Here is a 22,259-nt window from a genome sequence, read left to right as displayed (position 1 = left end):
CCGTGGGAAGATTGGGCGGTGGCCCATATTGACGTTTCCGGCATCGACTACTTCCTCTCCGACGGCACCCAGCTGCTCAACGGCGTGACCTTCAAGGTGCCTGACGGCACCAAGACCGCGCTGATTGGACCTAACGGAACCGGCAAGACGACGCTGTTCAAGATCATTTCCGGCGACCTCACACCCGACGAAGGCGTCGTGGGCAAATCCGGGAACATGGGCATCATGCGGCAGTTCGTGGGGCAAGTCCGGGATGAATCAACGGTCCGGGATCTGCTGGTTTCGACGGCCCAAGCCGGTCTCGCGGCAGCTGCCAAGGCTGTAGAAGACGCAGAGCTCGCCATGATGGAGCACGACGACGAGCCCACCCAGATGAAGTACGCCCAGGCGATCGTGGATTGGGGAGACGCCGGCGGTTACGACGTCGAGACGGTCTGGGACGAAGTGTGCATGGCGGCTTTGGGAATTTCCTTCGACAAAGCACAGTTCCGACGTGCGTCCACGCTGTCCGGTGGCGAACAGAAGCGCCTCGTGTTGGAAGCCCTCTTCGCTGGTCCGGACGAACTCCTGCTCCTGGACGAACCGGACAACTACCTTGACGTCCCCGGTAAGCGCTGGCTCGAATCCAAGCTCAACGAATCCAAGAAGACCGTGCTGTTCATCAGCCACGACCGCGAGCTGCTCAACAACGCCGCCGGCCGAATCGTGACGCTGGAACCCGGCATCAACGGTGCCGGAGCCTGGATCCACGGCGGCGGTTTCGGCTCCTATGTAGAGGCACGCGCCGACAGGAACGCCCGATTCGAGGAACTCCGCAAGCGTTGGGACGAGGAGCACGTGAAGCTCAAGGAACTCGTCAACATGTACAAGAACAAGGCCGCGTTCCGGTCTGACATGGCAAACAGGTACCAGGCGGCACAGACCCGTCTTGCCAAGTTCCTGGAGGCTGGACCACCCGAGGCCCTGCCAATTGAGCAGAACGTGAAGATGCGCCTCAAGGGTGGGCGAACAGCAAAACGCGCCGTCGTGGCGGAGAAGCTTGAACTGACTGGACTCATGAAGCCGTTCTCCACGGAAATCTGGTTCGGAGACCGTGTGGGCGTACTCGGTTCCAACGGTTCTGGAAAGAGCCACTTCCTGCGCTTGCTCGCCACCGGTGGCACCGACCCCGAGCGGGAGCACTTGCCGGTGTCGGACGTTGTCATTGCTGAAGTGCCGCATGAAGGAACTGTGAAATTGGGCGCCCGGATCCGGCCCGGATTCTTCGCACAGACGCACGTCCGTCCTGATCTGCTGGGCCGGACCTTGTTGGAGATCCTGCACCGCGGCGATGAACACCGATCCGGCCTGCCCCGCGAAGCTGCGGCAGGTGCTCTGGACTCCTACGGATTGGCCGGCCAATCGGAGCAAAAGTACGAGTCCCTGTCCGGTGGCCAGCAGGCGCGGTTCCAGATCCTCCTGCTGCAGCTGTCGGGAGCCACGCTTTTGCTCCTTGACGAGCCTACCGACAACCTGGACCTGCACTCCGGCGAAGCCCTGGAGCGTGCCATCGATGCTTTCGAGGGAACGGTCCTGGCCGTCACCCATGACCGGTGGTTCGCCAAGTCCTTTGACCGCTTCCTGATCTTCGGCTCAGATGGCAAGGTCTACGAGTCCGAGGAACCCGTCTGGGATGAGAAGCGCGTGGAGCGCGCCCGCTAGTCCCCACGTTCTCTCACATCGTTGCCCTTTTGGCCGGATGCTCTCTCACTTTCCTGACGCAAGGGAGAGAACATCCGGGTATGAGGGGTGGGATGTGAGAGAGCATCGGTGAGCAAATGATCACACTGCGTGATTAAGTGAGCGCGAGCCTGATACCGTTGAATCATGGGAACTGCTGACCGCCATCGGCTCATTGGCGAGCTGCTGCGCAAACGCGAAGAAATATCAGTGGACGAGCTGGTAGCCGCTACCGGAGCGTCGGGCGCCACAGTCCGCCGTGATCTTGAGATTCTTGCTGCCAATGGAGTACTGAAGCGGATCCACGGCGGCGCCCGCAGCCTGGTAGCACGCGGTGACAACCCCGGCTATGGGCAGCGAGAACTGGAAGACCACGAAGCGAAGCTCAAGATCGCAGCGGCCGTTGACGCGCTGCTGAAGGACCGCGAGCATGTGTGGTTGGACAGCGGATCCACCGCCACGGAGATTGCGCGGCGACTGGGCCAGCGTGAACTCACAGTGATGCCGATGTCATTGCACGGCGTCGAGGCGCTGACTCACGCCAAGGAAGGCCGCAGGCCGCAGCTCATTCTCCCCGGAGGAAGCCTCATTCCAGGCGAACAGTCTTTCCGCGGGCCCATGACCGAAGGGAACATCCGCTCGTTGCGGTTCGACACCGCCGTGGTGACGCCCTGCGCCCTCAATCTCAAGGATGGACTGCTGGCCCATGACCTGGACGACGCCGCGGTGAAGCGCGCCGGCCTGGAATCGGCGTCGCGGGTGATCGTTGCTTCTTCCGGCAGTAAGTGGAATGCCAGTGCGGTGGCCTTGGTTGCCGCCATGGAGACTGTGGACGTCATCGTGACGGACATGAAGCCTACCCCCGAAGATCTTGCCCGGCTCGACAAACTCTCTGTGGAAGTTGTGATTGCATGACCACCAGCACAAGAAGCGCCACCAACGTCAACGCGGCGGCGGTGGCGACGTTCCTGATCTTCGCCATGAATGGCTTGGTGTTTGCCAGCTGGGCGGCACGCATCCCCGCTGTCACTGAGGCTCTCAGCCTGACCTCCGGTCAAATGGGCACCCTGCTGCTTTGCACCGCCGTCGGGTCCTTGATGGCGTTGCCATCCGCAGGTTGGGTGGTGGGCCGAATCGGTACCGCCGGAACGGTTCGTCTTGCCGGCATCGTGGCAGGGGCGGCAGGTGCGGCGATCGCCTTCTCCCTCATGGCTGCATCGGTTCCGGCCACAGCGATCGCCCTCTTCTTCTTTGGCATCGGCATCGGCCTCTGGGACGTGGCCCAGAACATCGAAGGGGCCGACGTCGAACACCGGCTCAAGCGGACCATCATGCCCCAGTTTCACGCAGCGTTCAGCGGCGGGGCTTTTGTAGGCGCTTTGATCGGGGCGGGGCTCTCCCAACTTGGTGTTGGCCTCCCTGAGCATCTGCTCGTGATCGCCGGACTTGCTGTCCTACTCGCACTGACCGTACCGCGGTACTTCCTGCCGCACGAAGCCGCAGTGACTGAAACGCTCGACGACGGCGCGCCGGCTCCCAAGGGACCCACGGCTTGGCGGGACGGCCGGACCCTGCTCATCGGTGTGGTGGTTTTGGGCGCGACCCTCACGGAGGGCGCCGGCAATGACTGGATTGCCAAGGCAGCAGTTGATGGACTCGGTACCTCCGAAGCGACCGGCGCCCTGCTCTTCGCGCTCTTCGTTGCTGCCATGACGGGGATGCGCTTCCTAGGCGGCAAGGTCATCGACAGGTTCGGCCGCGTCGCTGTCCTGCGGGCCAGCATGGCAGCGGCCGCGCTGGGCCTGGCATTGTTCGTCTTTGCCGGCAACGTGGTGCTGGCCGGCCTTGGTGCTGCTCTTTGGGGCGTTGGTGCGGCGTTGGCCTTCCCCATGGGCATGTCCGCTGCGGCCGACGATCCCAAGCATGCAGCGGCACGGGTTTCTGTGGTCTCAACGATTGGCTATGTCGCGTTCCTGGCTGGCCCGCCGCTTCTGGGTTACCTTGGCGATCAAACCGGAATTCACATGGCACTCCTGGCGATCGGAGTACCTATTCTTGTTGCCCTGCTTCTTGCTGGCGTTGCGAGGCCCCTGCGCGCCAAATAGTTGGCCGGCCAGCGGTTTCATTCTCCTGGACGCATATCTTTGAGAACGGCCACCACAACAGCAGAACCATGCCGGCGGCAAGGCAAGCGCCACCCAGGACATCACTTAACCAGTGAGCCGACAGGTAGGTTCTGCTGATCATCATCGTGAGTATGCCAAGAACGGCCACCACCTTCGCCCACTGCCGGCCAATCAGCAACGCCAACACGACGAGAAACGCGGTTGTGGCAGAAACATGCCCCGAAGGGTATGAACCGGTATCCGAGAGGACCGTTGCGCCTTGCGGCCTTTCGCGGCCGACAACGGCCTTGGTCAGTTGCGTGAGCCCCAGGGCAGAAAGTCCTGACAGTGCAGTGAACATAGCAGCCTTGGGACGCCGCCAGATGAGCAGTGCGACCACCAAAACAAGGTGCAACACCAGCATCCCTACATAGCCAACCGCGTTGAGCACTACGTTTACTCCGTCCCAGAACGGGGCGTGCAGGGTGAAGATATAGGCCTGCCATGTTGTATCGATTCTGTTGAGGGCGGGTTCTCCCTGACCGGCCACAAGCATGGCTCCCGGGACCGCGAATGCGCAGAGCAAGAACAAGGCTGGGGCGACGATCTGCCAGCCGGGCCTTCGACGCGGACGCAGGACTCGGAGCATGCACCTCATCGTAGTCAGGGAAAGTTTGGATGGAGCATCTGAACGTCACGGGAATGCCGCAGGCTCGTGCGGCCAAGCTCGCGCTACTGTGGTGGCATGCGAGGTTTCCTGGGCAAAGGGCCCAAGCACGTGGCAAGGTTCGATCATTTCCTTGTCAGGGCGGTTTCGCGCCAGCCTCACGGTGAACATGATGATCTCTTCCGGCGGCTCTCCGCAGCGGCCACCAAGGGGAAGCTCTGGTTCGGTATCGCGGGAATCATGGCGAGTGTTCCAGGAAAGCCGCGCAGGGCAGCCCTGCACGGACTCCTTGCCTTGGGCGTTGCCTCCGGCGTCACCAACGTCATCTTCAAGACGGCACTCCCCAGGACGCGACCCCTGCCCGAGCATTTGCCGGTCTTCAGGTTCGTGCATCCACAGCCCGTTAGTTCGTCAATGCCGTCTGGCCACTCGGCTTCTGCCGTGGCTTTTACCGTGGGAGCGGGGATGGTCTCTCCCGTCCTGGGTGCCGTACTCGCGCCCCTCGCGGCAGGTGTGGCTTACTCCCGTGTGCACACAGGCGCCCACTGGCCGTCAGACGTGGTGTTTGGTTCTGCTCTTGGAGCGGGTGCTGCACTGCTGACTCGTAAATGGTGGCCGGCCAAGCCCGCCGAGCCCAAACCCCGCCGAACGCCGGCAGATGCTCCAGCGATTGTCGACGGCGAGGGGCTGAGTATCGCCGTCAACGTCCTCGGCGGTTCGTACTCTCAGGAAACCGGCGAACTCTTGAAGGATGTATTCCCTAAGGCGCATATTCATGAAATCGCTGAGGGCGAGGATGTAGCCGCGGAAGTTGAAGCGGCAGCTACCCGGCCGGGCACCATAGCGCTTGGCGTGTGGGGTGGTGACGGGACGGTGGGCACTGCGGCGGCTGCCGCCGTCGTGCATTCCCTGCCTCTGCTGGTATTGCCCGGGGGCACCCTTAACCACTTTGCGCGTGATCTTGGGACCAGTTCGATTGACGACRCAATCGAGGCTGTCACGCAAGGTCAGGCCGCCTTGGTGGATTTCGGGCATGTTGCCGTACATCGCGGTTTGCCTGACAAGCCTGAGGCCAGTGAGATCGCCATGCTGAATACGGCCAGTGTGGGTGTTTATCCGAACCTCGTACGCCGTAGGGAGAGACTGCAGCCTGCCATGGGCAAGCCCCTGGCCAGTCTGGTGGCATCGCTGCGAACGTTCGGCGTGAACTCGCCCACGACGCTCACCGTTAACGGCGTGAGGCACAAGCTATGGATCCTGTACCTGGGCCGAGGACGGTACTACCCCAGCGACCATGCCCCACTTCGACGCCCCGTGCTGGACGACGGCGTCTTCGACGTCCGCATGATCACGGCGGATGAACCATTTGCCCGTGCCCGACTGCTGTGGGCCGTGGTCACGGGTACCGTTGCCGCTTCCAAAGTCACGCATCTGACCGAGGCAACCACCGTGACCATTGAGGCGATCGGAGAACCGTTGGTCCTTGCCGTGGACGGTGAGCCTAAGCCAGGGGTGCGCAGTGCCGTCTTCACTGTCAAGAGGCGCGAGCTCCGTGTGTACTGCCCACTGCCGGTGGACCCAGGATCCTAGATCCTAGGGTCATCCGGGAGGACTACCCTGACTGGACCCTGAATCATCCCTGAGACAGGCGATTTCCGCACCCTCTGTGACTAGCGTGGTTAGTACAGTCAACAACTCATCTGCACGCACACGTGCTCCGAGGAGGGAACGCTTCCATGATCGAAGCAAAAGGCCTGACGAAGGTCTACGGCGAGAAAACCGCCGTCGGCGGTGTCAGTTTCACTGTCCAAGCCGGACGGGTGACGGGCTTCCTGGGCCCGAACGGTGCCGGCAAGTCCACCACTATGCGCATGATCATGGGGCTGGATACTCCCACTGCGGGTTCGGTGACCGTGAACGGTGAGCCGTTCGCCAAGCATCTTGCGCCGCTGCGTGAAATCGGTGCGCTCCTGGATGCCAAGGCAGTCCACACGAGCCGCACGGCGTACAACCACCTGCTCGCCATGGCCGCGACCCACAGCATCCCCAAGAGCCGGGTGCGGGAGGTCATCGAGATGACCGGGCTGGGAGAAGTCGCCAAGAAGAAGGTGAAGGGTTTCTCGCTCGGAATGGGCCAGCGCCTCGGCATTGCGGCAGCGCTCCTGGGCGATCCACAGACCATCATCCTGGACGAACCCGTCAACGGCCTGGACCCGGAAGGCGTGGTCTGGGTTCGGAACCTGGTGAAGTACCTCGCTTCCGAGGGCCGCACCGTATTCCTGTCCAGCCACCTCATGAGTGAGATGGCGTTGACGGCAGACCATCTGATCGTGATTGGCCGCGGCAAGATCATTGCGGACGCACCCATCGCAGAGATCATCACCGGCAAGGGCCAGGCCCGCACCCGCGTCCGCACGGACCAGCCGGAGCGGCTCATGCAACTGCTCGCCGGCACGGGCGTTTCCGTTGAGGTCCACGAACGTGAGCTGCTGGAAGTTTCGGGCCTGGATCCTCGCGGGATCGCCCGGACTGCCCTGGACAACCAGGTCATGGTCTACGAGCTGACCCCGCTCCAGGCAAGTCTCGAGGAGGCGTACATGGAGTTGACCAAAGACGAGGTGGAATACCACTCGCACATCACCGCCGGGGCCTCTGTTCCCGTTCGGGCCGGAGGGAAATAGACATGAGCACCACCACTTTGGACCGCAAGTCCATGCGTAATTCCGTCGGTCCCGGACCGGCGTTCCATCGCGTACTGAACTCCGAGTTCATCAAGTTCCGCACTTTGTTATCCACGCTGATTCTCCTGGCTTCCACAGCCTTGGTCATGGTTGGCTTCGCAGCACTTTCGGCCTGGGGAACGGGACAGTTCGCCGAGCGGGCCGGGAGGGATCCCCAAGCGGCCGCAGCCCTTGCCGCCCAGGGTGGAGACATCGCAGTTACTATCCCGACGTCGGGCATCGCCTTCGCGCAGCTCATCCTCGGTTCCTTGGGCGTTCTGCTCATGAGCTCCGAGTTCACCACGGGGATGGCGCGCTCCACCTTTGCTGCAGTCCCGAAGCGGCTCTCGCCGTTCCTGGCCAAGCTGATCGTTGTGATGGTCAGTGCCTTCCTCTTGACTGCGGTATCCATCTTCATTGCGGGTCTCGTGGCGCTCCCGATCGTGAACAACTACGATCTCAAGCTGGATCTCAGTAGCTCGCAGTCGGTCAAGCTTTTGCTGGTCAACAGCATTTACGTGGCAGCCGTAGCAGCGATTGGTATGTCTCTTGGAACCATCGTCCGCAACTCGGCCGGAGGCATCATGAGCCTGGTGGGTCTTTTCTTTGTGGCCCCGATTGCTTTCCAGCTCATTCCCGGCGACTTCTTCGTGGAGGCCCGCAAGTATCTTCCGGGCAACACCATCAATGCGATGACCGCCGTCGAGCATGTTCCGGACACGCTGGAAGTCTGGCAGGCCGCCCTGGTTCTCGGCGCTTGGGTTGTAGTGCCCGTTGCCCTGGCAATGGTGCTGTTGAAGAAGCGGGATGTCTAGGACGTCTAGGCTCAATCCATGAGTGAAGCTCCACAAGTGAAGGACGCGCCGGCCGCTACAGCCGACGCGTCCTTCGCTGAAATTGCCCAGCGCCGCCGGGGCCGTATCCGTCGGTACTTTTTCCAGCGTCCCCGCGCGATGGATGCAGTGGTTGTCCTTTGCTACGTGCTGTTGGCCTTGCCCACGATCATCGCCTCGATCATCGCGGGCAAGTGGCTCGTCGTCGGGCTCTTGCTGCTGATCGCCACTGTGCTGATATTCCGGCGGCGCTACCCGCTTCAGGTGGTTGCCGCCGTCGCGGTTCTTGAAGTCCTGGCAACCGTGCTGAATCCGTGGGGCTCAAACGTGTCTGCGGGCCTGTGGTTCGCCCTCTACGCGGTGGCGACAACCCGGAAGCGGCCAATTTCGCTGGTGGTGTTTGGCGCAGCGAGTCTGCCACTGAGTCTGCTGTACCTTTTCATGTGGACAAGTCCCAGCAGTATGAACACCCTGCAGGACGTCCCCGAGAACTTCCACCTCATCAACAACATCGCCACTGCTGTAACCATCATGTTGTCCAACCTGCTAGCCACGGGCATTGGTATCTCGGTCCGCCAGCGGCGTGAGCATGAGGCCGAGATCGCCGCATGGGCGGCGCGGACAACGCAGTTGGGCAAGGTCACCGAGCGCAACAGGATCGCGCGGGAAATGCACGACGTCGTAGCTCACTCCCTGACGGTAATGATCAGTTTGTCGGACGGTGCGGCAGTCGTGGTCAAGAAGGACCCCGATCGCGCCGGCGACGTCCTGGGTGAACTGTCCCGAACGGGTAGGGCAGCACTTGCGGATATGCGTCGGGTGCTTGGCGTCCTGCGCGACGATTCCGGCCGCCCGGCGCCACTGACGCCGCTCGAGTCGGGGCTGAACCTGGCCAAGCTGCTGGATGGATTCCGTACGGCCGGCCTGCCGTTGCACTACGCGCACACTGGGCCCGCGCTTCCGGCCGATCCTGCGTTCGAGCTCACCGTTTACCGGATTGTGCAGGAATCGTTGACCAACGTTCTCCGCTATGGGCGCTCTCTTAGCCGCGTGGACGTGCAGGTAGCCCGCGACGGCGATCTGGTGACCATTGACGTGCTCGACGACGGCCGCGGAACCCGGGAGGGTGGCGAGTCAATGGACAGCCTGGGAACACGGCAGGGCATTGCCGGAATGCGTGAACGGGCGGGAATCTATGCTGGAATCGTTAGTGCCGGTCCGAGCAAAAGGGGAGGCTGGGCGGTCCACGCCGAGCTGCACTGGAACGGCGAAAAGGGGGAATAGTGGTAGAGAACGGCGTCATCAAGATCCTGCTGGTGGATGACCAGCCACTGCTGCGGATGGGCTTTCGACTCATCCTTGAAGGTGAAGAGAACTTCCATGTAGTGGGCGAGGCATCGGACGGAAACGAGGCTGTCCGGCAGGTGCAGGAGCTGCAGCCGGACGTGGTGCTTATGGACGTCCGAATGCCCACCATGGATGGCATCGAAGCCACGCGCCGCATTTCGGACTCCGGTTCCGAAGCCCGGGTCATCATCCTCACCACGTTTGATCTTGACGAATACGCCTTCTCGGGACTGCAAGCGGGCGCTTCAGCATTTCTGCTCAAGGATGTGGCCCCGCTTGAACTCGTTCACGCTGTGCGACTTGTGGCCAGTGGCGACGCCGTCGTGGCGCCCCGCGTAACGCAGAGGCTGTTGGAGACGTACGTACGCGGCGGCAGCGTACCCGGCCAATCGCCCGGCCCACATCGCGATCCGTTGTTGGACGATCTCACGCCGCGCGAAACCGAGATCCTCACGACCATCGCCGAGGGGCTGTCCAACGCGGAGATCGCCCACAAGTTCTTCCTGTCCGAGGCCACTGTTAAGACCCATGTACGCCGCATCCTCAGCAAGCTGCAATTGAGGGATCGTGTGCAAGTGGTGGTGTACGCGTACGAGACCGGACTTGTTGTACCGAGCAACCCGGACTACTAACCCCCGGCGCATGTAGCGTGCAACATATGCATTAACAAATGTTTTTAATGACCATATGCGTCGAACTTGTGTTACCTTCGTCACTACAGACGCCCTTCTTGGCACCCTCAGTCCGGATGTCCTCAGGCGTACCGTTCGCATCTGTCATTAACCGGAGACACCACATGGAACCTTCAGCACCCCTGCAATTGGACCATCTACCTGATGCTCCCGCTTCTCCCGGCTCGTCCACCGCCGCCGAAACCGGCCTGCGCCGAACGATGGGTCCGCGCCACCTCATCATGATCGCGATGGGAGGTGTTATCGGATCGGGCCTGTTCCTCAGTTCCGGATACACGATTTCGCAAGCAGGTCCCCTGGGCGCCGTCCTTGCATATCTGGTGGGGGCCTTCGTGGTCTACCTTGTGATGGCTTGCCTCGGTGAACTGGCCATTGCCTACCCGGTTTCAGGCGCCTTCCACATTTATGCTGCACGATCCATTGGTCCCGCCACGGGCTTCGCCACAGCCTGGCTCTATTGGCTTTGCTGGGCAGTTGCCATCGGGTCCGAATTCACGGCGTCGGGCCTGCTCATGCAGCGGTGGTTCCCCGGCGTGGACGTGTGGGTCTGGTGCGTGGTGTTCGCAGCAATCCTCTTCGGACTCAATGCCATTTCCTCCAGGTTCTTCGGAGAATCCGAGTTCTGGTTCTCCATCGTCAAGGTGGGTGCGATCATCGCGCTGATCGTGTTTGGTGGAGCCGCGCTCTTTGGATTCCAACCGCTCTCGGGATCCGGCAACCACCCCTTCCTTTTTGAGAACTTCAACACCTCAGGCGGACTCTTTCCCAATGGCTTCTCCGGGGTCCTTGTTACGGCCCTGGCAGTCTTCTATGCCTTCTCCGGCTCCGAACTCATCGGTGTCGCTGCTGGAGAAACTACCGATCCCGCCCGGAACATCCCCAAAGCCATGCGCAGCACGGTAATCCGCCTGCTGATCTTCTTCGTCGGTGCCATTGCCGTCATCGCCGCCACCGTTCCTTTCGATCAGGTGGGCTTGGATGAGAGCCCGTTCGTTACCGTGTTCTCCTCCGTGGGCATCCCCTACGCGGCGGACATCATGAACTTCGTCATCATCACGGCACTGTTGTCTGCCGGAAACAGCGGACTGTTCTCCTGTGCCCGCATGCTGTACTCGCTGTCCGATGAGGGGCACGCGCCAAAGGCACTGAAGCGACTGACGAAGCGCGGGATTCCCCTTGTTGCCCTTTCTGTCAGCATGCTTGGCGGGCTGGCATCGCTGATCAGCAGCGTGGTTGCCCCCGAAACGGTATACCTTGCCCTTGTTTCCGTGGCGGGATTCGCAGTGGTAGGGGTATGGATGTCAATCACGGCATCCCACTTCTTCCATCGCCGGGCATTTATCCGAAACGGCGGGCAGGTGGCCGATCTTGCCTACAAGGCCCCGTTCTTCCCGTTGGTTCCCATCCTGGCATTCACGCTTTGCCTGGTCTCACTGATAGGCATTGCCTTCGATCCAAACCAGGTTGCTGCCCTTTACTTCGGTATTCCGTTCGTGGCCGCCTGCTACATCTACTTCCACTTCAGGCATGGACGCGCGGCGGTTAAGCAGATCGCCTGATCAATCCAGCACGGGGCTTCACGGCCGGACTTCAGAGAGAGTCCGGCCGTGAAGCCGTTTGTCGTCCTGACCAAGGGCCCCTGATTCTTGCCCCTGACACGGGCGTGTGAGAATGGCGTGAGCGCTTGGCGGAAGGAGCGGGATTTCTTGGAGGTGTCACCGGAGGCGTCGTCGTTGGCGCAGGGGCTTCGTCTCGTTCGGTTGGTTACTGACCGCGAAAAGCAGGGCCGTCAGCTCCTTGGCGTATCCCAGCTCGCGGCTGAGCTGGACATGGAGCAGAGCCGGGTCTCGCGACTGGCCCAGGAACTGTGCGACTTGGGGCTGCTGGAGCGGCTGGAGCGCGGACCTTTCCGTGCGGGACCCCGGTTCTTCAGCCTGGCCGCCTCCCTTAATGTTGGCTGGGTGCGTGATTCCCGGGCAGAACTGGAAGAGTTGGTCTCGGCCCTGGGGCTTAGGTCCCGGCTGTCAGTGCGCGATGGTGTCAAGGTTCTGCTGCTGCGTTCCTCCACCAACAACTCGGTCCTGGGCGGATTCGCGAAGCCGGGAATGGTCACGCCTGTGTGGTGTACGGGTTCCGGGCGGGCATTGCTATGGGACCACTCCCGTAACGAGCTTGAAGCCCTGCTCAAGGATGTCAACTTCATTGGAGTTGGGGGGCCTGCTGCAGCGCATTCCGAGGCGGAAGTCGACGCCCTCATGGAGCGCGACAGGCCCCGGGGATTTGTTTTGGCGGCCGAGGAGTTCGAACACGGTGTGTGGGAACTGGGCGTACCTGTTCGGGATTCTTCAGGCGCCATCATTGCTGCGCTCAGTGTCCTGGGTACGCTTTCCGATCTTGAGAGGGCCGCGCCGGAACTGGCCCCGCTGCTGCATTCGGCAGCGCACCGGCTCGGTTCCGCATCCGGGGCTCTCGGTTCCGCAACGGGGAACTGAGTTCAGGGCGGCTATTGAGGCCGTCCACCCACCATGGACTCCAGCCATTCCTGCCAGGAGTGGAGCGCGACGGCGTACGTTTCGCGGTGAGGTTCAATGCGGGACTTCGGGCCAACTATCTGCAGGGCCGCAGCAACCTCCCCTTTGAAGTCGCGTATAGGCGCAGCCAGTGAGTAGAGTCCGGGCTCAGCTTCTTCGTCCACGATCGAGTAACCGCGTTCGCGAGCATCATTGAGCCGCGCCAGGAAGTCCTCCACGGAAGAAGGCGTATTGGGTCCATGCTTCACGAATTCAACAGACTCGAAGATCTTGCGAACTTCATCGTCCGGGGCGTCCCACAGAAGTGCTTGGCCCGCGTCACTGCAATATGCAGGATAGGGACGTCCAAGCCACGATCCCACGAGGTTGGCGCTGGCAGGCACTTGTTCACCGATGGTGACCGTGCTGTTGCCGCTGAGCACGCCAAGAAAGCATGCCTCGTTGGTTTCAGAAGCGAGACCCTCAAGCGCAGTTAGCCCGTCCGTCTTCAGCCGTTGTTCAGCGACCAGTTGGGCGTCCGTCAGGATAGTCCAGCCCAAGCTGTATTTCCTCTGATCCCTGCGGGCCAGGAAACCCTCCTGCAAGGCGCCCTTGAGGCTCCGCGATACTTGGCTGCGGTCCTTGTCCAGGTCGGCCGCGACGTCGGCGACCGTACCGCCGTCGTTTCCTTGCGCGTGACGGGCCCCGACCGCAAGGATGGCCATCATGCCGCGGCCCATGCTTGAGGTCTTTGACATGGATTGATTCTAGCTAGTGGATGGCGAAAACCCTGGCCGGAAAGCCACTGCCTTCCAGGGGTTTGGCCCAGGTAGCAACCAGGACGGCGCCTGCCTCGGGCACGTTGTCCAGATTGGCAAGGAGTTCAATCTGCCACTTATCGCGGGCCAGGACGTAAGTTTCCAGGCTGAAGTCCTGTTGGGAAGTGGCGACGCCGGGATCAGTGTCCGTTTGTTCGTGGCCGACCGCAGCCACGGCACGGTTCTCGATCAGGTATTCCAGAACCTCGCGTGACCAGCCTGGAGTGTGGCTGATACCGGCTTGGTCCTTGTTCGCCATGGCCTGGGCATCGGGCCATCGCCGGCTCCAACCAGTGCGGAGCGCCACAAACGAACCTGGCAAAATGTGCCCGTTCCTCGCCTCCCAGCCCTGAACGTCGGCGAGCGTGGGGGTGGCATCGTCATCGTCGCGAACACGGTCGCTGATATCCAGGACAACCAAGGGCAACAGCATTTGTTCCACGGGTATCTCGTCAAGCGTTCGGCCACCCCGGACAAAGTGCGACGGCGGATCCACGTGCGTGCCCCACTGGCCAACGATCGAGTAGCGGTGGGCAGTAAAGCCGTCCCCCTTTTCCATGTCAAAGAGGGCTTCGCGGGATTCATCCGGAAAGGCCGCGAAGTGCGGCTGACCCGGATGGAACGCGTGCGTCAGATCGGTGTACGTCCTGCCTTGGAGCAGGGGCGCGAGCTGCTGCCATAACTTGGAATTCATCAGGCTACCCGGCTTTCAATGGCAGGAGCATGGGCGCTGCTGGAGACACTCAGTGGCCCGGAGACTTCGATGACGGGAACTTCCCACGGGTGGATATCCACGATCCGCTGGACGAGCTCATGAACGGCCTGGTCAGAGAGCGAGTCATCGAAGTATGTGGTGAACACGAATGTCGGCGAGATGGTCCTCTGCCCCACGCTTCCCAACGTGGGATTGGCACCTTCCGCGACGGTAAAGCCCTCGAACCCTGCCGAGGACTCGAAGACGTGGTGGTAATTGCCGAAGCCACCCAGCTCCGGCGTTGCAGTGAGCGCTTGCAGCAGCGAGGCGATGCCTGGGTCAGACTCCAGGGCCCCCAGATCGCCACTAGCCAGTTGGGTCATCGTGTCCAGCGGGATGGGCCAGTGGATGCGCAGCTTCCGCACGGCTTTAAGTTCAATGTTCATGGGGCAATGCCTTCCGTGGATGTGCTTACTGGGAGCAATCGTGGCACAAGGTGACGAGCATTACAAGCATATAGAAATGTTTATATTGCACATTGATGCTGGAGGCCCTGCGCGCGCAACTTTCATAGGCGCGCCACAGATTCTGCATGTACAAGGCACAGCCCCTGTGGGTTTGATGGACCCATGACCTCCCCGCAGCCCCATCCAGACCACGATCGCGGCCTTGAATTCGATCTCTCCACTCTCCTTAGCCGCCGGCGCACATTGGGCGTCCTGTTCGGCGCCGGGACGGCAGCAGCCCTGGCTGCTTGTACGCCGGGTTCCGGAGGTGGCACCGCATCGCCGTCGTCGTCTTCCAGCGCTGCTGCCGCTACCGGAATAGAAAGCACGACGGCGGCCGGAACGCCTTCCGCCACCAGTACCGTGACGCGTGCATTCGCTGAATGCGGAGTCGAGATCCCCGAGGAAACACTCGGCCCCTACCCCGGCGATGGTTCCAATGGGCCGAATGTGCTCGAAGCATCGGGAGTCGTCCGCAAGGACATCAGTCCAAGCTTCGGAAGCTCCAGCACGAAGGCCACCGGTGTCCCGCTGAGCTTCACGCTAACGCTGCTGGACAACGCCAACGGGTGCTCGCCGCTGGCGGGCGCAGCGGTCTATGCATGGCACTGTGACCAGAATGGAAAGTATTCCCTGTACGACTCGGGGCTGAAGAACGAGAACTACCTCCGGGGCGTCCAGGAAGCCGACAGCAACGGCCAGGTCACTTTCACCACCATCTATCCCGGCGCCTACAGTGGCCGGTGGCCTCATATTCACTTTGAGGTATTTGAATCCATGAGCAACACGTCTGCGGCTGGGCAGGTGTTGGCAGTTTCCCAGATCGCCCTGACCGAGGCAGCCTGCAAGGACGTCTACGCCTCGGAGGGATATGAGTCGAGTGCCCGTAACTTCGCAAAGAGCACCCTGGCGGATGACAATGTCTTTGGTGACGATGGAGGCATATATCAGTTGGCCACCATGTCTGGTTCGGTCCAGGGAGGCTACACAGCCGCGCTGAACGTCACGGTCTGACGCGAGGAGGTCGAAGCGCGCGGCTAGACTCGGGGGCATGCCTTCGAATGCCTCCGCAGCAGTTGACCACGTCCAGGACCTCGGTGCGTATGTTTCGGCTTCGCCGTCCAGCTTCCATGCAGTGCACGAAGCCGCTCGCCGGCTGAATAGCGCTGGCTTCACCTCACTGGATGAACTGCAGCCGTGGGAAGGTGGCGCGGGTAAGTTCTACGTCATCCGCGATGGCGCCCTGATCGCATGGGTTACTCCCCAAAATGCTGGTCCAACCACAGGCTTCAATATCCTGGGCGCCCACACGGACTCCCCCTCCTTCAAACTGAAGCCGAAGCCCACCACCGGCAAGTTCGGTTGGCTGCAGGCCGGCGTCGAGGTGTACGGCGGGCCACTCCTTAACTCCTGGCTGGACCGCGAGCTGCAACTGGCCGGCCGCTTGGTGCTACGCGACGGCACACAGCACTTGACTGCAACCGGCCCGCTCCTGCGCTTCCCGCAACTGGCTATCCACTTGGATCGTGCGGTCAATGACAGTGGCCTCCTTCTGTCCAAGCAGCAGCACATGAACCCGATTTTCGGGCTGGGCGACCCGGCCAACGAAGATCTTTTAGGCCTGCTTGCCGGTCGAATCGAGGGCATCACCGTTGATCCGGCAGATATCGGGGGTTACGACGTCGTCGTGGCGGACACGCAGGCACCCGCGGTTTTCGGCGCCAAGGGTGAATTCTTCGCCTCCGGCCGCTTGGACAACCTTTCTTCGACCCATGCTGGCTTGGTGGCATTGATCGAACATGCGAAAGCGGGCGCTCAGGACGGCCCCATCGCTGTCCTCGCCGCGTTCGACCATGAAGAGATCGGATCCAACTCGCGCTCGGGCGCCTGCGGACCCATCCTTGAGGACATCCTGACCCGAATCTCTGACGGTCTTGGCGCCTCGGTGAGCCAGCGGCGTCAGTCCCTGGCGGCGTCGTTCTGTCTCTCTGCCGATGCCGGCCACGCCGTCCACCCGAACTACGCTGAGCGGCATGATCCCGTAAACCGTCCCGTACTCAACGGTGGGCCGCTGTTGAAGATCAACGCCAACCAGCGCTACGCCACCGACGCGACGGGAGCTGCGCTGTGGGCGCGTATGTGCAAGGACTCTAATGTGCCGTATCAGGAATATGTCTCCAACAACGACCTTCCCTGCGGTTCCACCATCGGTCCGCTGACCGCCACGCGGCTGGGCATCCGGACGGTGGATGTCGGCATCCCCCTGCTGTCCATGCATTCGGCGCGAGAGTTGTGCGGCGTCGAGGACCCGCTCCGTTTGGCTTCTGCGGTGGAACTGTTCTTCCGGACCCAGGTCTAAGTTCCCGAAGGAGGCTAAAAAGCCTCAAAGAGTCATTTCAAGGGCGTTTCCAAAGTTTCCTATAGGAAACTTTCGATGCTTATTATCATACTTTTTGTGCATGCTTCCTTTTTCGAGAAGCGCAAAATGTTCACTCGCACAGGATTCTGCCCTTCGAGGATGGCTAGTGTGGGAAAGCCATGTGGCCCGTTGCACATCAACTCGGGCACTCTCCAAAGACACTAAGGACGGCGCCGACCCATGCACGCTGACCAACAGCTCTCAAAGTCCCTGAAGCCACGACATCTCTCTATGATCGCCATCGCCGGCGTGATTGGCGCTGGCCTGTTTGTGGGCTCCGGTGCCGCTATCCAACAGGCTGGCCCGGGCATCCTCGTCGCCTACTTGGCTGCTGGCCTGGTGGTTATCCTCGTCATGCGGATGCTTGGCGAGATGGCTGCGGCCAACCCGGAGACAGGCTCGTTCTCCACCTACGCGGACAAGGCGTTGGGCCGCTGGGCGGGATTCAGCATCGGCTGGCTCTACGCGTGGTTCTGGATCATCGTGCTGGGCATCGAGGCCACCGCAGGTGCTGCGATCATGCATCGCTGGGTTCCAGGCGTCGACCAATGGGTTTGGGCACTGGTTCTCATGGTGCTTCTGACACTTACCAACCTTGGCTCCGTGAAGTCGTACGGCGAGTTCGAATTCTGGTTCGCATCCATCAAGGTGGCCGCAATCGTCATCTTCCTGCTCGCAGGCATTGCAGCGATCCTTGGCCTGATCCCGGGCGTTTCCGCGCCGGGCGTCGCCAACCTCCTGGATCAGGGCGGCTTCATGCCCAACGGTCCGGGCGCTGTCCTGGCCGGCATCCTCGTGGTGGTCTTCTCGTTCTTCGGTGCCGAGATTGCCACCATCGCCGCTGGTGAATCCGAAAACCCTGTGGACGCCGTCAAGAAGGCCGTGAAGTCCACGGTATGGCGCATTCTTATCTTCTACATCGGCTCCATTGCCATTGTGGTCACGCTCCTGCCGTGGAACAGCGCTTCAGTTGCCAAGAGCCCGTACGTTGCCGTGATCGAGCTCTATGGAATCCCGGGTGCCGGCACCATCATGGACATCGTGGTCCTCACATCGGTTCTCTCCTGCCTGAACTCGGGCCTGTACACAGCAAGCCGCATGCTCTTCTCGCTCTCGCAGCGTGGCGACGCCCCCAAATCCTGGATGAAGATTTCCAAGCGCGGCGTGCCTGCGGCAGCAGTACTGGCCTCAACCGTGGTCGGCTTCATCACGGTTGGCCTGAACTACGTTGCGCCGGACACCGTGTTCCTGTTCCTCGTCAACACGTCCGGCGCCATCGCCTTGTTCGTCTGGTTGGTCATCGCCAGCTCACAGCTCATCCTTCGCCGCCGGATGGGCGCGGCCGCCAAGGACCTCGACCTCAAGATGTGGTTCTTCCCGTACCTCACGTGGATGGCGATTGGAAGCATCATCGCGCTCATCATCGGCATGGTGATCCTTGAATCCACACGAGAATCGCTCTTCCTCTCGCTGGCCCTGGCTGCGGTTGTCGTAGCCATCGGCGTATTCCGATACCGCAAGCGCGGGACGCCGTCCGCTCCCATGGGTGATGGGGAAGCCGAGCGTGTGACGTTGGGTTCCGGTCCGGCGTCGTAAGCGTTCGTTTCGTCCGGGGCAGTCGCCGTCAGCGTTCGACGGCGGCTGCCCCGTTTGTGGTTAAGGCACCTCAACGGGGAGGTACTGGATGGGCCCGGGGCATTGTGCGCCGGTGGTGTCGGGAACACCCGGAATCGCAGGGATGTCGAAGACGGCGTCCCGTTGGCGTTTGCCGGACTCCTTGACCACAACACGGACCTTGGCCACCACGCTGGGAGGGGAAGCTGACTGCCCGGCAGGTAGATACGGAGGCTCCTGAGGGACGAGCCAGCGGCCATCCGTCTGCTGCTGGAGGGGCCGCGGTGTGCAGCTGTCTCCGAAACATGCCTGGACGCGGCTTGGCGTCGACGCTATCTTCAGCTCGATCGGCGTGGCGCTCCCAATGGCTGGGCACACGCGCGACTTGTCCACCGCGAACCACACCAGTCCGCCGATTGCGGCCACGAGAATGACGGCCGCAACCCATATCAGCCGGGGCTTCATGGCAAGTAGCCTACGCCTGGGTGCGCCGCCGGGAACTGAGCGCCGGGCGGTATGGGCTACTGGGCCAAGCCAATGACGAGGTTGATGGTGACAGCCAGGATGACGGTGCCGAACAGGTAGGACAGCAGACTGTGTTTCAAGGCCTCAAGCCGGATCCTATGGTTGCCCAGGTTGGTGTCTGAGACCTGATACGTCATGCCCAGGCTGGTGGCCAGGTAAGCGAAATCCGTGTATTGCGGTGGGCGATCCTGGTTGAAGCTGATGCCACCGACTCCACCACCGGCGTCGGCGTCAGGGCTGTAGTAGAGCTCCGCATAGCGCAGGGTGAAGAGCGTTTGGACCAGCATCCAGGACAGGGCTACGCATGCAAGGGACAGTGCGGCCGAGTAAAAGCGGGTGTCCGATCCTTCGGTGTGCGAGTTGACGATCACCGCGACCGCGGCTGCGATGCTGGCCAGGTTTGCGATGAGGATCAGAAGGTCGGTGGCCCCACGGGACGGGTCCTCGGAGGTCGCGTGTTGCTGCGTTTCGGCGGGATCCATCCGCGCTATCACCAGCCACACCCACGCAACATAGATCAGCGCGGCCGTTGCCCAGCCCACGGCCGGGGCATCAACCCAGCTGCCTGCGAAGCCTGTGACCACGAAGGCTGCGGCGCCCGCTGCCACCATGACCACGAAGCGCAACCGGCTGCGCCTGACTCTCACATTGTTCATGGCCACCTAGTCACCGACGCCGGTACTGCTGCGCTTCTTGTCGGCCTGAAGGATGCCATCCCGTACGCCCGAACGGACCACGAAATAGAGGGCGTAGAGGAAGATCGCTGCGAAAACGACTGTCAGGACCAGGGAGTTCAGTGCATCCATGCCCCCACCCTAGCTCGGGTTCCCCTTTTGATCCGGGACGCAGGAATCTACGGAATGGGCATCCTCGTGTTAGTGTCTTTGTCGCTGTTACGGAGAAAAACGAAACACTGTTTCTTCGAATCACCCTGCGCGGGTGGCGGAATGGCAGACGCGCTAGCTTGAGGTGCTAGTCCTCGAAAGGGGGTGGGGGTTCAAGTCCCCCTCCGCGCACAGGAGACCCCTGGAAGATCGCTGATCTTCCAGGGGTTTTGTCGTTTCAAGCGGGCGTCAGCTTCCTGCAGAGCCGGGGTTATCCACATACGGCAACTGGCAGGTTTCGGTCCACGACCCCACCGAATAGCTTTGAGTGCAGGAGATGCACTAAGATATTGAAGTCTGTGTTGCGCCCTCCTTCCGAGTCTTCGGCGGGGGAGCGAGCCACAGCATCGCAAATGAACCTCCTGTTACGGAAATACCGTAACCGCTTAGCCCAAAGGAGGTGGGTTCACATATGCGTCCTTACGAATTGATGGTAATCATCGACCCCGAGGTCGAAGAGCGTACCGTAGAGCCGTCGCTTCAGAAGTTCCTCAATGTCATCACCACCGATGGTGGAACCATCGAGAAGGTTGACATCTGGGGCCGTCGCCGTCTGGCATACGACATCAAGAAGAAGTCCGAAGGTATCTACGCAGTGGTGAACTTCACCGCTGAGCCGGCTACCGCCAAGGAACTTGACCGCCAGCTGTCTCTTAACGAGACGATCATGCGCACCAAGATCATCCGCCCCGAAGACCAGAAGGTCGTTGCTGAGTAATCAGCCCCTTCCAGATCTTTACACCGCAGGAACGAACAAGGAGGCAGTAGATGGCAGGCGAAACCACTATTACGGTCATCGGTAATCTCACCAATGACCCGGAGCTGCGGTTCACCCCGTCTGGCTCAGCAGTAGCGAACTTCACCATCGCTTCTACTCCCCGGACCTTTGACCGCCAGTCGAATGAGTGGAAGGACGGGGAAACCCTGTTCCTCCGCGCTTCCGTCTGGCGCGAAGCAGCCGAGAACGTGGCCGAGTCCCTCACCAAGGGCATGCGCGTCATTGTCTCCGGCCGTTTGAAGAGCCGTTCTTACGAAACCAAAGAAGGCGAGAAGCGCACCGTTATCGAGCTTGAGGTCGATGAAATCGGCCCCAGCTTGCGTTACGCAAACGCCAAAGTCAACCGTACCCAGCGCTCCGGTGGCCAGTTCGGCGCCGGAAACGGTGGCCAAGGTGGCTTCGGTGGCGGTAACGCCGGTGGCTTCGGAGGAGGTGCAGCAGCTGGTGCAAGCCAGGGCGGCAACTCCGGTGGAAACTGGGGCGGCAACCAGCCCGCACAGCAGGATGACCCTTGGGCTACGCCCGGTGTCAGCAATGCAGGCGGCTGGGGCAACGGCCCGGATTCCGAACCTCCCTTCTAAACACCAAGAAAAAGTCCGACGCCGGAACCCGCCGGGACTGCCGCAAGGCATCCGGGCGACTACCGCCGTCGAACACCACCATCCCGTGGATCAATATCCACGGGCTCCATAGAAAAGGAGCTCCACGATGGCTAAGGCTGAACTCCGTAAGCCCAAACCAAAGTCCAACCCCTTGAAGGCCGCTGACATCACTGTCATCGACTACAAGGACGTAGCACTGCTGCGCAAGTTCATCTCCGACCGCGGAAAGATCCGCGCTCGTCGCGTTACTGGCGTTACCGTTCAGGAACAGCGCAAGATCGCCCAGGCAATCAAGAACGCCCGCGAAGTTGCTCTGCTGCCTTACTCCGGCGCTGGCCGCGGCTAAGGGAAGGGATTAACTAACATGGCAAAGCTCATTCTGACCCACGAAGTAACCGGTCTCGGTGCTGCTGGCGACGTTGTCGAGGTCAAGGACGGTTACGCACGTAACTTCCTGCTGCCCCGCGGCTTCGCTCTGACCTGGACCAAGGGTGGCGAGAAGCAGGTTGAGTCCATCAAGGCTGCCCGCGCTGCTCGTGCCCACGCTTCTGTTGAAGCTGCACAGGCACAGGCTCAGGCTCTGTCCTCGAAGAAGGTCAAGCTCGAGGTGAAGGCCGGCGAGTCCGGTCGTCTCTTCGGCACCGTCAAGCCTGCTGATGTCGCTGCTGCTGTTGAGGCCGCTGGCCTCGGCGCCATCGACAAGCGCAACGTTGAACTGCCGAACCACATCAAGTCTGTCGGTTCGTACCAGGCCAACGTTCGCCTGCACGAGGATGTTTCCGCTGTTATCGACCTCGAGGTCGTTGCAGGGAAGTAGTCTCTGACT

24 protein-coding genes and 1 tRNA gene are annotated in these 22,259 nt (G+C 61.4%); 18 read left to right on the top strand and 7 right to left on the bottom strand.

All coding sequences use genetic code 11. The features are described from left to right. Positions 1-18: 18 nt before the first annotated feature. From AC1DCM_RS05140 to AC1DCM_RS05130, 3 genes are all read left to right on the top strand, one after another. Entirely contained in the window at positions 19-1,701 is a 1,683-nt protein-coding gene (locus AC1DCM_RS05140) for an ABC-F family ATP-binding cassette domain-containing protein (RefSeq protein ID WP_216924442.1), read from the top strand. Between the two features lie 165 nt (positions 1,702-1,866). Further along, positions 1,867-2,634: a DeoR/GlpR family DNA-binding transcription regulator gene (locus AC1DCM_RS05135; protein ID WP_477517539.1), complete on the top strand. Its 768-nt coding sequence runs from the start codon at positions 1,867-1,869 to the stop codon at positions 2,632-2,634. After that, entirely contained in the window at positions 2,631-3,824 is a 1,194-nt protein-coding gene (locus tag AC1DCM_RS05130) for an MFS transporter (protein ID WP_442005277.1), read from the top strand. Before AC1DCM_RS05135 ends, AC1DCM_RS05130 begins: the two co-directional genes overlap by 4 nt. Here the strand turns inward: AC1DCM_RS05130 and AC1DCM_RS05125 are convergent. Continuing rightward, positions 3,769-4,473 carry a phosphatase PAP2 family protein gene (locus AC1DCM_RS05125; protein WP_477517538.1) on the bottom strand — a complete coding sequence of 235 codons (705 nt, stop codon included), beginning with the start codon at positions 4,471-4,473 and terminating at the stop codon, positions 3,769-3,771. The two genes, AC1DCM_RS05130 and AC1DCM_RS05125, sit on opposite strands and share 56 nt — an antisense overlap. A gap of 96 nt (positions 4,474-4,569) precedes the next feature. Between AC1DCM_RS05125 and AC1DCM_RS05120 the strand changes: the two genes are divergently transcribed. The 7 genes from AC1DCM_RS05120 to AC1DCM_RS05090 all read left to right on the top strand — a co-directional run bounded on the left by AC1DCM_RS05120 (position 4,570) and on the right by AC1DCM_RS05090 (position 12,575). Beyond that, on the top strand, positions 4,570-6,081 hold the full coding sequence (locus tag AC1DCM_RS05120; RefSeq protein WP_477517537.1) for a phosphatase PAP2 family protein: 1,512 nt from the start codon (positions 4,570-4,572) through the stop codon (positions 6,079-6,081). Between the two features lie 146 nt (positions 6,082-6,227). After that, positions 6,228-7,172 (top strand): ABC transporter ATP-binding protein, encoded by a 945-nt coding sequence (locus tag AC1DCM_RS05115; RefSeq protein ID WP_477517536.1) that lies wholly within the window; start codon positions 6,228-6,230, stop codon positions 7,170-7,172. 2 nt (positions 7,173-7,174) lie between these two features. Then, entirely contained in the window at positions 7,175-8,026 is an 852-nt protein-coding gene (locus AC1DCM_RS05110; RefSeq protein ID WP_477517535.1) for an ABC transporter permease, read from the top strand. Positions 8,027-8,044: 18 nt separating this feature from the next. Further along, the gene (locus AC1DCM_RS05105; protein WP_477517534.1) at positions 8,045-9,328 is read left to right on the top strand and encodes a sensor histidine kinase; all 1,284 of its coding nucleotides are present in this window, start codon (positions 8,045-8,047) and stop codon (positions 9,326-9,328) included. A gap of 56 nt (positions 9,329-9,384) precedes the next feature. Then, positions 9,385-10,023, top strand: coding sequence for a response regulator (locus tag AC1DCM_RS05100; protein WP_477517629.1), 639 nt, complete (start codon positions 9,385-9,387; stop codon positions 10,021-10,023). A 164-nt stretch (positions 10,024-10,187) separates the two neighbouring features. Further along, a complete protein-coding gene (locus tag AC1DCM_RS05095) occupies positions 10,188-11,642 on the top strand; it encodes an amino acid permease (RefSeq protein ID WP_477517533.1) in 1,455 nt (484 codons plus the stop codon). 147 nt (positions 11,643-11,789) lie between these two features. Further along, entirely contained in the window at positions 11,790-12,575 is a 786-nt protein-coding gene (locus tag AC1DCM_RS05090; RefSeq protein ID WP_477517532.1) for an IclR family transcriptional regulator, read from the top strand. 11 nt (positions 12,576-12,586) lie between these two features. Here the strand turns inward: AC1DCM_RS05090 and AC1DCM_RS05085 are convergent, their stop codons facing one another. The 3 genes from AC1DCM_RS05085 to AC1DCM_RS05075 are packed head-to-tail and all read right to left on the bottom strand — an operon-like array spanning position 12,587 to position 14,551. Beyond that, positions 12,587-13,351, bottom strand: coding sequence for an IclR family transcriptional regulator (locus AC1DCM_RS05085; protein ID WP_477517531.1), 765 nt, complete (start codon positions 13,349-13,351; stop codon positions 12,587-12,589). A gap of 13 nt (positions 13,352-13,364) precedes the next feature. Then, the gene (locus AC1DCM_RS05080; protein WP_477517530.1) at positions 13,365-14,105 is read right to left on the bottom strand and encodes a cyclase family protein; all 741 of its coding nucleotides are present in this window, start codon (positions 14,103-14,105) and stop codon (positions 13,365-13,367) included. Beyond that, positions 14,105-14,551, bottom strand: a complete 447-nt coding sequence (locus AC1DCM_RS05075; protein WP_431117318.1) for a YqfO family protein — start codon at positions 14,549-14,551, stop codon at positions 14,105-14,107. Before AC1DCM_RS05075 ends, AC1DCM_RS05080 begins: the two co-directional genes overlap by 1 nt. Before the next feature lie 183 nt (positions 14,552-14,734). Between AC1DCM_RS05075 and AC1DCM_RS05070 the strand changes: the two genes are divergently transcribed. The 3 genes from AC1DCM_RS05070 (at position 14,735) to AC1DCM_RS05060 (ending at position 18,626) form a co-directional block, all read left to right on the top strand. Further along, positions 14,735-15,625 carry an intradiol ring-cleavage dioxygenase gene (locus AC1DCM_RS05070; protein WP_477517529.1) on the top strand — a complete coding sequence of 297 codons (891 nt, stop codon included), beginning with the start codon at positions 14,735-14,737 and terminating at the stop codon, positions 15,623-15,625. A 37-nt stretch (positions 15,626-15,662) separates the two neighbouring features. Beyond that, a complete protein-coding gene (locus AC1DCM_RS05065; RefSeq protein WP_477517528.1) occupies positions 15,663-16,970 on the top strand; it encodes a M18 family aminopeptidase in 1,308 nt (435 codons plus the stop codon). A gap of 240 nt (positions 16,971-17,210) precedes the next feature. Beyond that, positions 17,211-18,626 carry an amino acid permease gene (locus AC1DCM_RS05060; RefSeq protein WP_477517527.1) on the top strand — a complete coding sequence of 472 codons (1,416 nt, stop codon included), beginning with the start codon at positions 17,211-17,213 and terminating at the stop codon, positions 18,624-18,626. Positions 18,627-18,686: 60 nt separating this feature from the next. Here AC1DCM_RS05060 and AC1DCM_RS05055 read toward each other — a convergent pair whose 3' ends face one another. The 3 genes from AC1DCM_RS05055 to AC1DCM_RS05045 are packed head-to-tail and all read right to left on the bottom strand — an operon-like array spanning position 18,687 to position 19,975. Then, the gene (locus AC1DCM_RS05055; RefSeq protein WP_477517526.1) at positions 18,687-19,109 is read right to left on the bottom strand and encodes a hypothetical protein; all 423 of its coding nucleotides are present in this window, start codon (positions 19,107-19,109) and stop codon (positions 18,687-18,689) included. A 56-nt stretch (positions 19,110-19,165) separates the two neighbouring features. Then, complete coding sequence (locus tag AC1DCM_RS05050) at positions 19,166-19,825, bottom strand: DUF1345 domain-containing protein (RefSeq protein WP_442017196.1); 660 nt, start codon at positions 19,823-19,825, stop codon at positions 19,166-19,168. A gap of 6 nt (positions 19,826-19,831) precedes the next feature. Further along, positions 19,832-19,975 (bottom strand): hypothetical protein, encoded by a 144-nt coding sequence (locus tag AC1DCM_RS05045; RefSeq protein WP_442004922.1) that lies wholly within the window; start codon positions 19,973-19,975, stop codon positions 19,832-19,834. Between the two features lie 127 nt (positions 19,976-20,102). Between AC1DCM_RS05045 and AC1DCM_RS05040 the strand changes: the two genes are divergently transcribed. From AC1DCM_RS05040 to rplI, 5 genes are all read left to right on the top strand, one after another. Next, positions 20,103-20,185 (top strand) — tRNA-Leu (locus AC1DCM_RS05040). A 280-nt stretch (positions 20,186-20,465) separates the two neighbouring features. Further along, positions 20,466-20,771: a 30S ribosomal protein S6 gene (rpsF, locus tag AC1DCM_RS05035; protein ID WP_021473324.1), complete on the top strand. Its 306-nt coding sequence runs from the start codon at positions 20,466-20,468 to the stop codon at positions 20,769-20,771. A 50-nt stretch (positions 20,772-20,821) separates the two neighbouring features. Further along, positions 20,822-21,412, top strand: a complete 591-nt coding sequence (locus AC1DCM_RS05030) for a single-stranded DNA-binding protein (RefSeq protein WP_216924481.1) — start codon at positions 20,822-20,824, stop codon at positions 21,410-21,412. Positions 21,413-21,539: 127 nt separating this feature from the next. Then, positions 21,540-21,779: a 30S ribosomal protein S18 gene (gene rpsR / locus AC1DCM_RS05025; protein ID WP_003800144.1), complete on the top strand. Its 240-nt coding sequence runs from the start codon at positions 21,540-21,542 to the stop codon at positions 21,777-21,779. Positions 21,780-21,797: 18 nt separating this feature from the next. Beyond that, positions 21,798-22,250: a 50S ribosomal protein L9 gene (gene rplI / locus AC1DCM_RS05020; RefSeq protein ID WP_223935139.1), complete on the top strand. Its 453-nt coding sequence runs from the start codon at positions 21,798-21,800 to the stop codon at positions 22,248-22,250. Positions 22,251-22,259 lie beyond the last annotated feature (9 nt).

The organism is Paenarthrobacter sp. 10N417, from assembly GCF_056394745.1.
Note: the sequence above shows the minus strand (reverse complement) of the source record. Positions and strands in the feature narration are given on the sequence as shown.

What these genes read in the sequence shown, in the direction of transcription:
- AC1DCM_RS05135 (WP_477517539.1), top strand. Translation starts at nt 1,867, where the DNA reads ATGGGAACTGCTGACCGCCATCGGCTCATTGGCGAGCTGCTGCGCAAA.
- AC1DCM_RS05130 (WP_442005277.1), top strand. Translation starts at nt 2,631, where the DNA reads ATGACCACCAGCACAAGAAGCGCCACCAACGTCAACGCGGCGGCGGTG.
- AC1DCM_RS05125 (WP_477517538.1), bottom strand. Translation starts at nt 4,473, where the DNA reads ATGCTCCGAGTCCTGCGTCCGCGTCGAAGGCCCGGCTGGCAGATCGTC.
- AC1DCM_RS05115 (WP_477517536.1), top strand. Translation starts at nt 6,228, where the DNA reads ATGATCGAAGCAAAAGGCCTGACGAAGGTCTACGGCGAGAAAACCGCC.
- AC1DCM_RS05110 (WP_477517535.1), top strand. Translation starts at nt 7,175, where the DNA reads ATGAGCACCACCACTTTGGACCGCAAGTCCATGCGTAATTCCGTCGGT.
- AC1DCM_RS05105 (WP_477517534.1), top strand. Translation starts at nt 8,045, where the DNA reads ATGAGTGAAGCTCCACAAGTGAAGGACGCGCCGGCCGCTACAGCCGAC.
- AC1DCM_RS05100 (WP_477517629.1), top strand. Translation starts at nt 9,385, where the DNA reads ATGGGCTTTCGACTCATCCTTGAAGGTGAAGAGAACTTCCATGTAGTG.
- AC1DCM_RS05095 (WP_477517533.1), top strand. Translation starts at nt 10,188, where the DNA reads ATGGAACCTTCAGCACCCCTGCAATTGGACCATCTACCTGATGCTCCC.
- AC1DCM_RS05085 (WP_477517531.1), bottom strand. Translation starts at nt 13,351, where the DNA reads ATGTCAAAGACCTCAAGCATGGGCCGCGGCATGATGGCCATCCTTGCG.
- AC1DCM_RS05080 (WP_477517530.1), bottom strand. Translation starts at nt 14,105, where the DNA reads ATGAATTCCAAGTTATGGCAGCAGCTCGCGCCCCTGCTCCAAGGCAGG.
- AC1DCM_RS05075 (WP_431117318.1), bottom strand. Translation starts at nt 14,551, where the DNA reads ATGAACATTGAACTTAAAGCCGTGCGGAAGCTGCGCATCCACTGGCCC.
- AC1DCM_RS05070 (WP_477517529.1), top strand. Translation starts at nt 14,735, where the DNA reads ATGACCTCCCCGCAGCCCCATCCAGACCACGATCGCGGCCTTGAATTC.
- AC1DCM_RS05065 (WP_477517528.1), top strand. Translation starts at nt 15,663, where the DNA reads ATGCCTTCGAATGCCTCCGCAGCAGTTGACCACGTCCAGGACCTCGGT.
- AC1DCM_RS05060 (WP_477517527.1), top strand. Translation starts at nt 17,211, where the DNA reads ATGCACGCTGACCAACAGCTCTCAAAGTCCCTGAAGCCACGACATCTC.
- AC1DCM_RS05055 (WP_477517526.1), bottom strand. Translation starts at nt 19,109, where the DNA reads ATGAAGCCCCGGCTGATATGGGTTGCGGCCGTCATTCTCGTGGCCGCA.
- AC1DCM_RS05050 (WP_442017196.1), bottom strand. Translation starts at nt 19,825, where the DNA reads ATGAACAATGTGAGAGTCAGGCGCAGCCGGTTGCGCTTCGTGGTCATG.
- AC1DCM_RS05045 (WP_442004922.1), bottom strand. Translation starts at nt 19,975, where the DNA reads ATGGATGCACTGAACTCCCTGGTCCTGACAGTCGTTTTCGCAGCGATC.
- rpsF (WP_021473324.1), top strand. Translation starts at nt 20,466, where the DNA reads ATGCGTCCTTACGAATTGATGGTAATCATCGACCCCGAGGTCGAAGAG.
- AC1DCM_RS05030 (WP_216924481.1), top strand. Translation starts at nt 20,822, where the DNA reads ATGGCAGGCGAAACCACTATTACGGTCATCGGTAATCTCACCAATGAC.
- rpsR (WP_003800144.1), top strand. Translation starts at nt 21,540, where the DNA reads ATGGCTAAGGCTGAACTCCGTAAGCCCAAACCAAAGTCCAACCCCTTG.
- rplI (WP_223935139.1), top strand. Translation starts at nt 21,798, where the DNA reads ATGGCAAAGCTCATTCTGACCCACGAAGTAACCGGTCTCGGTGCTGCT.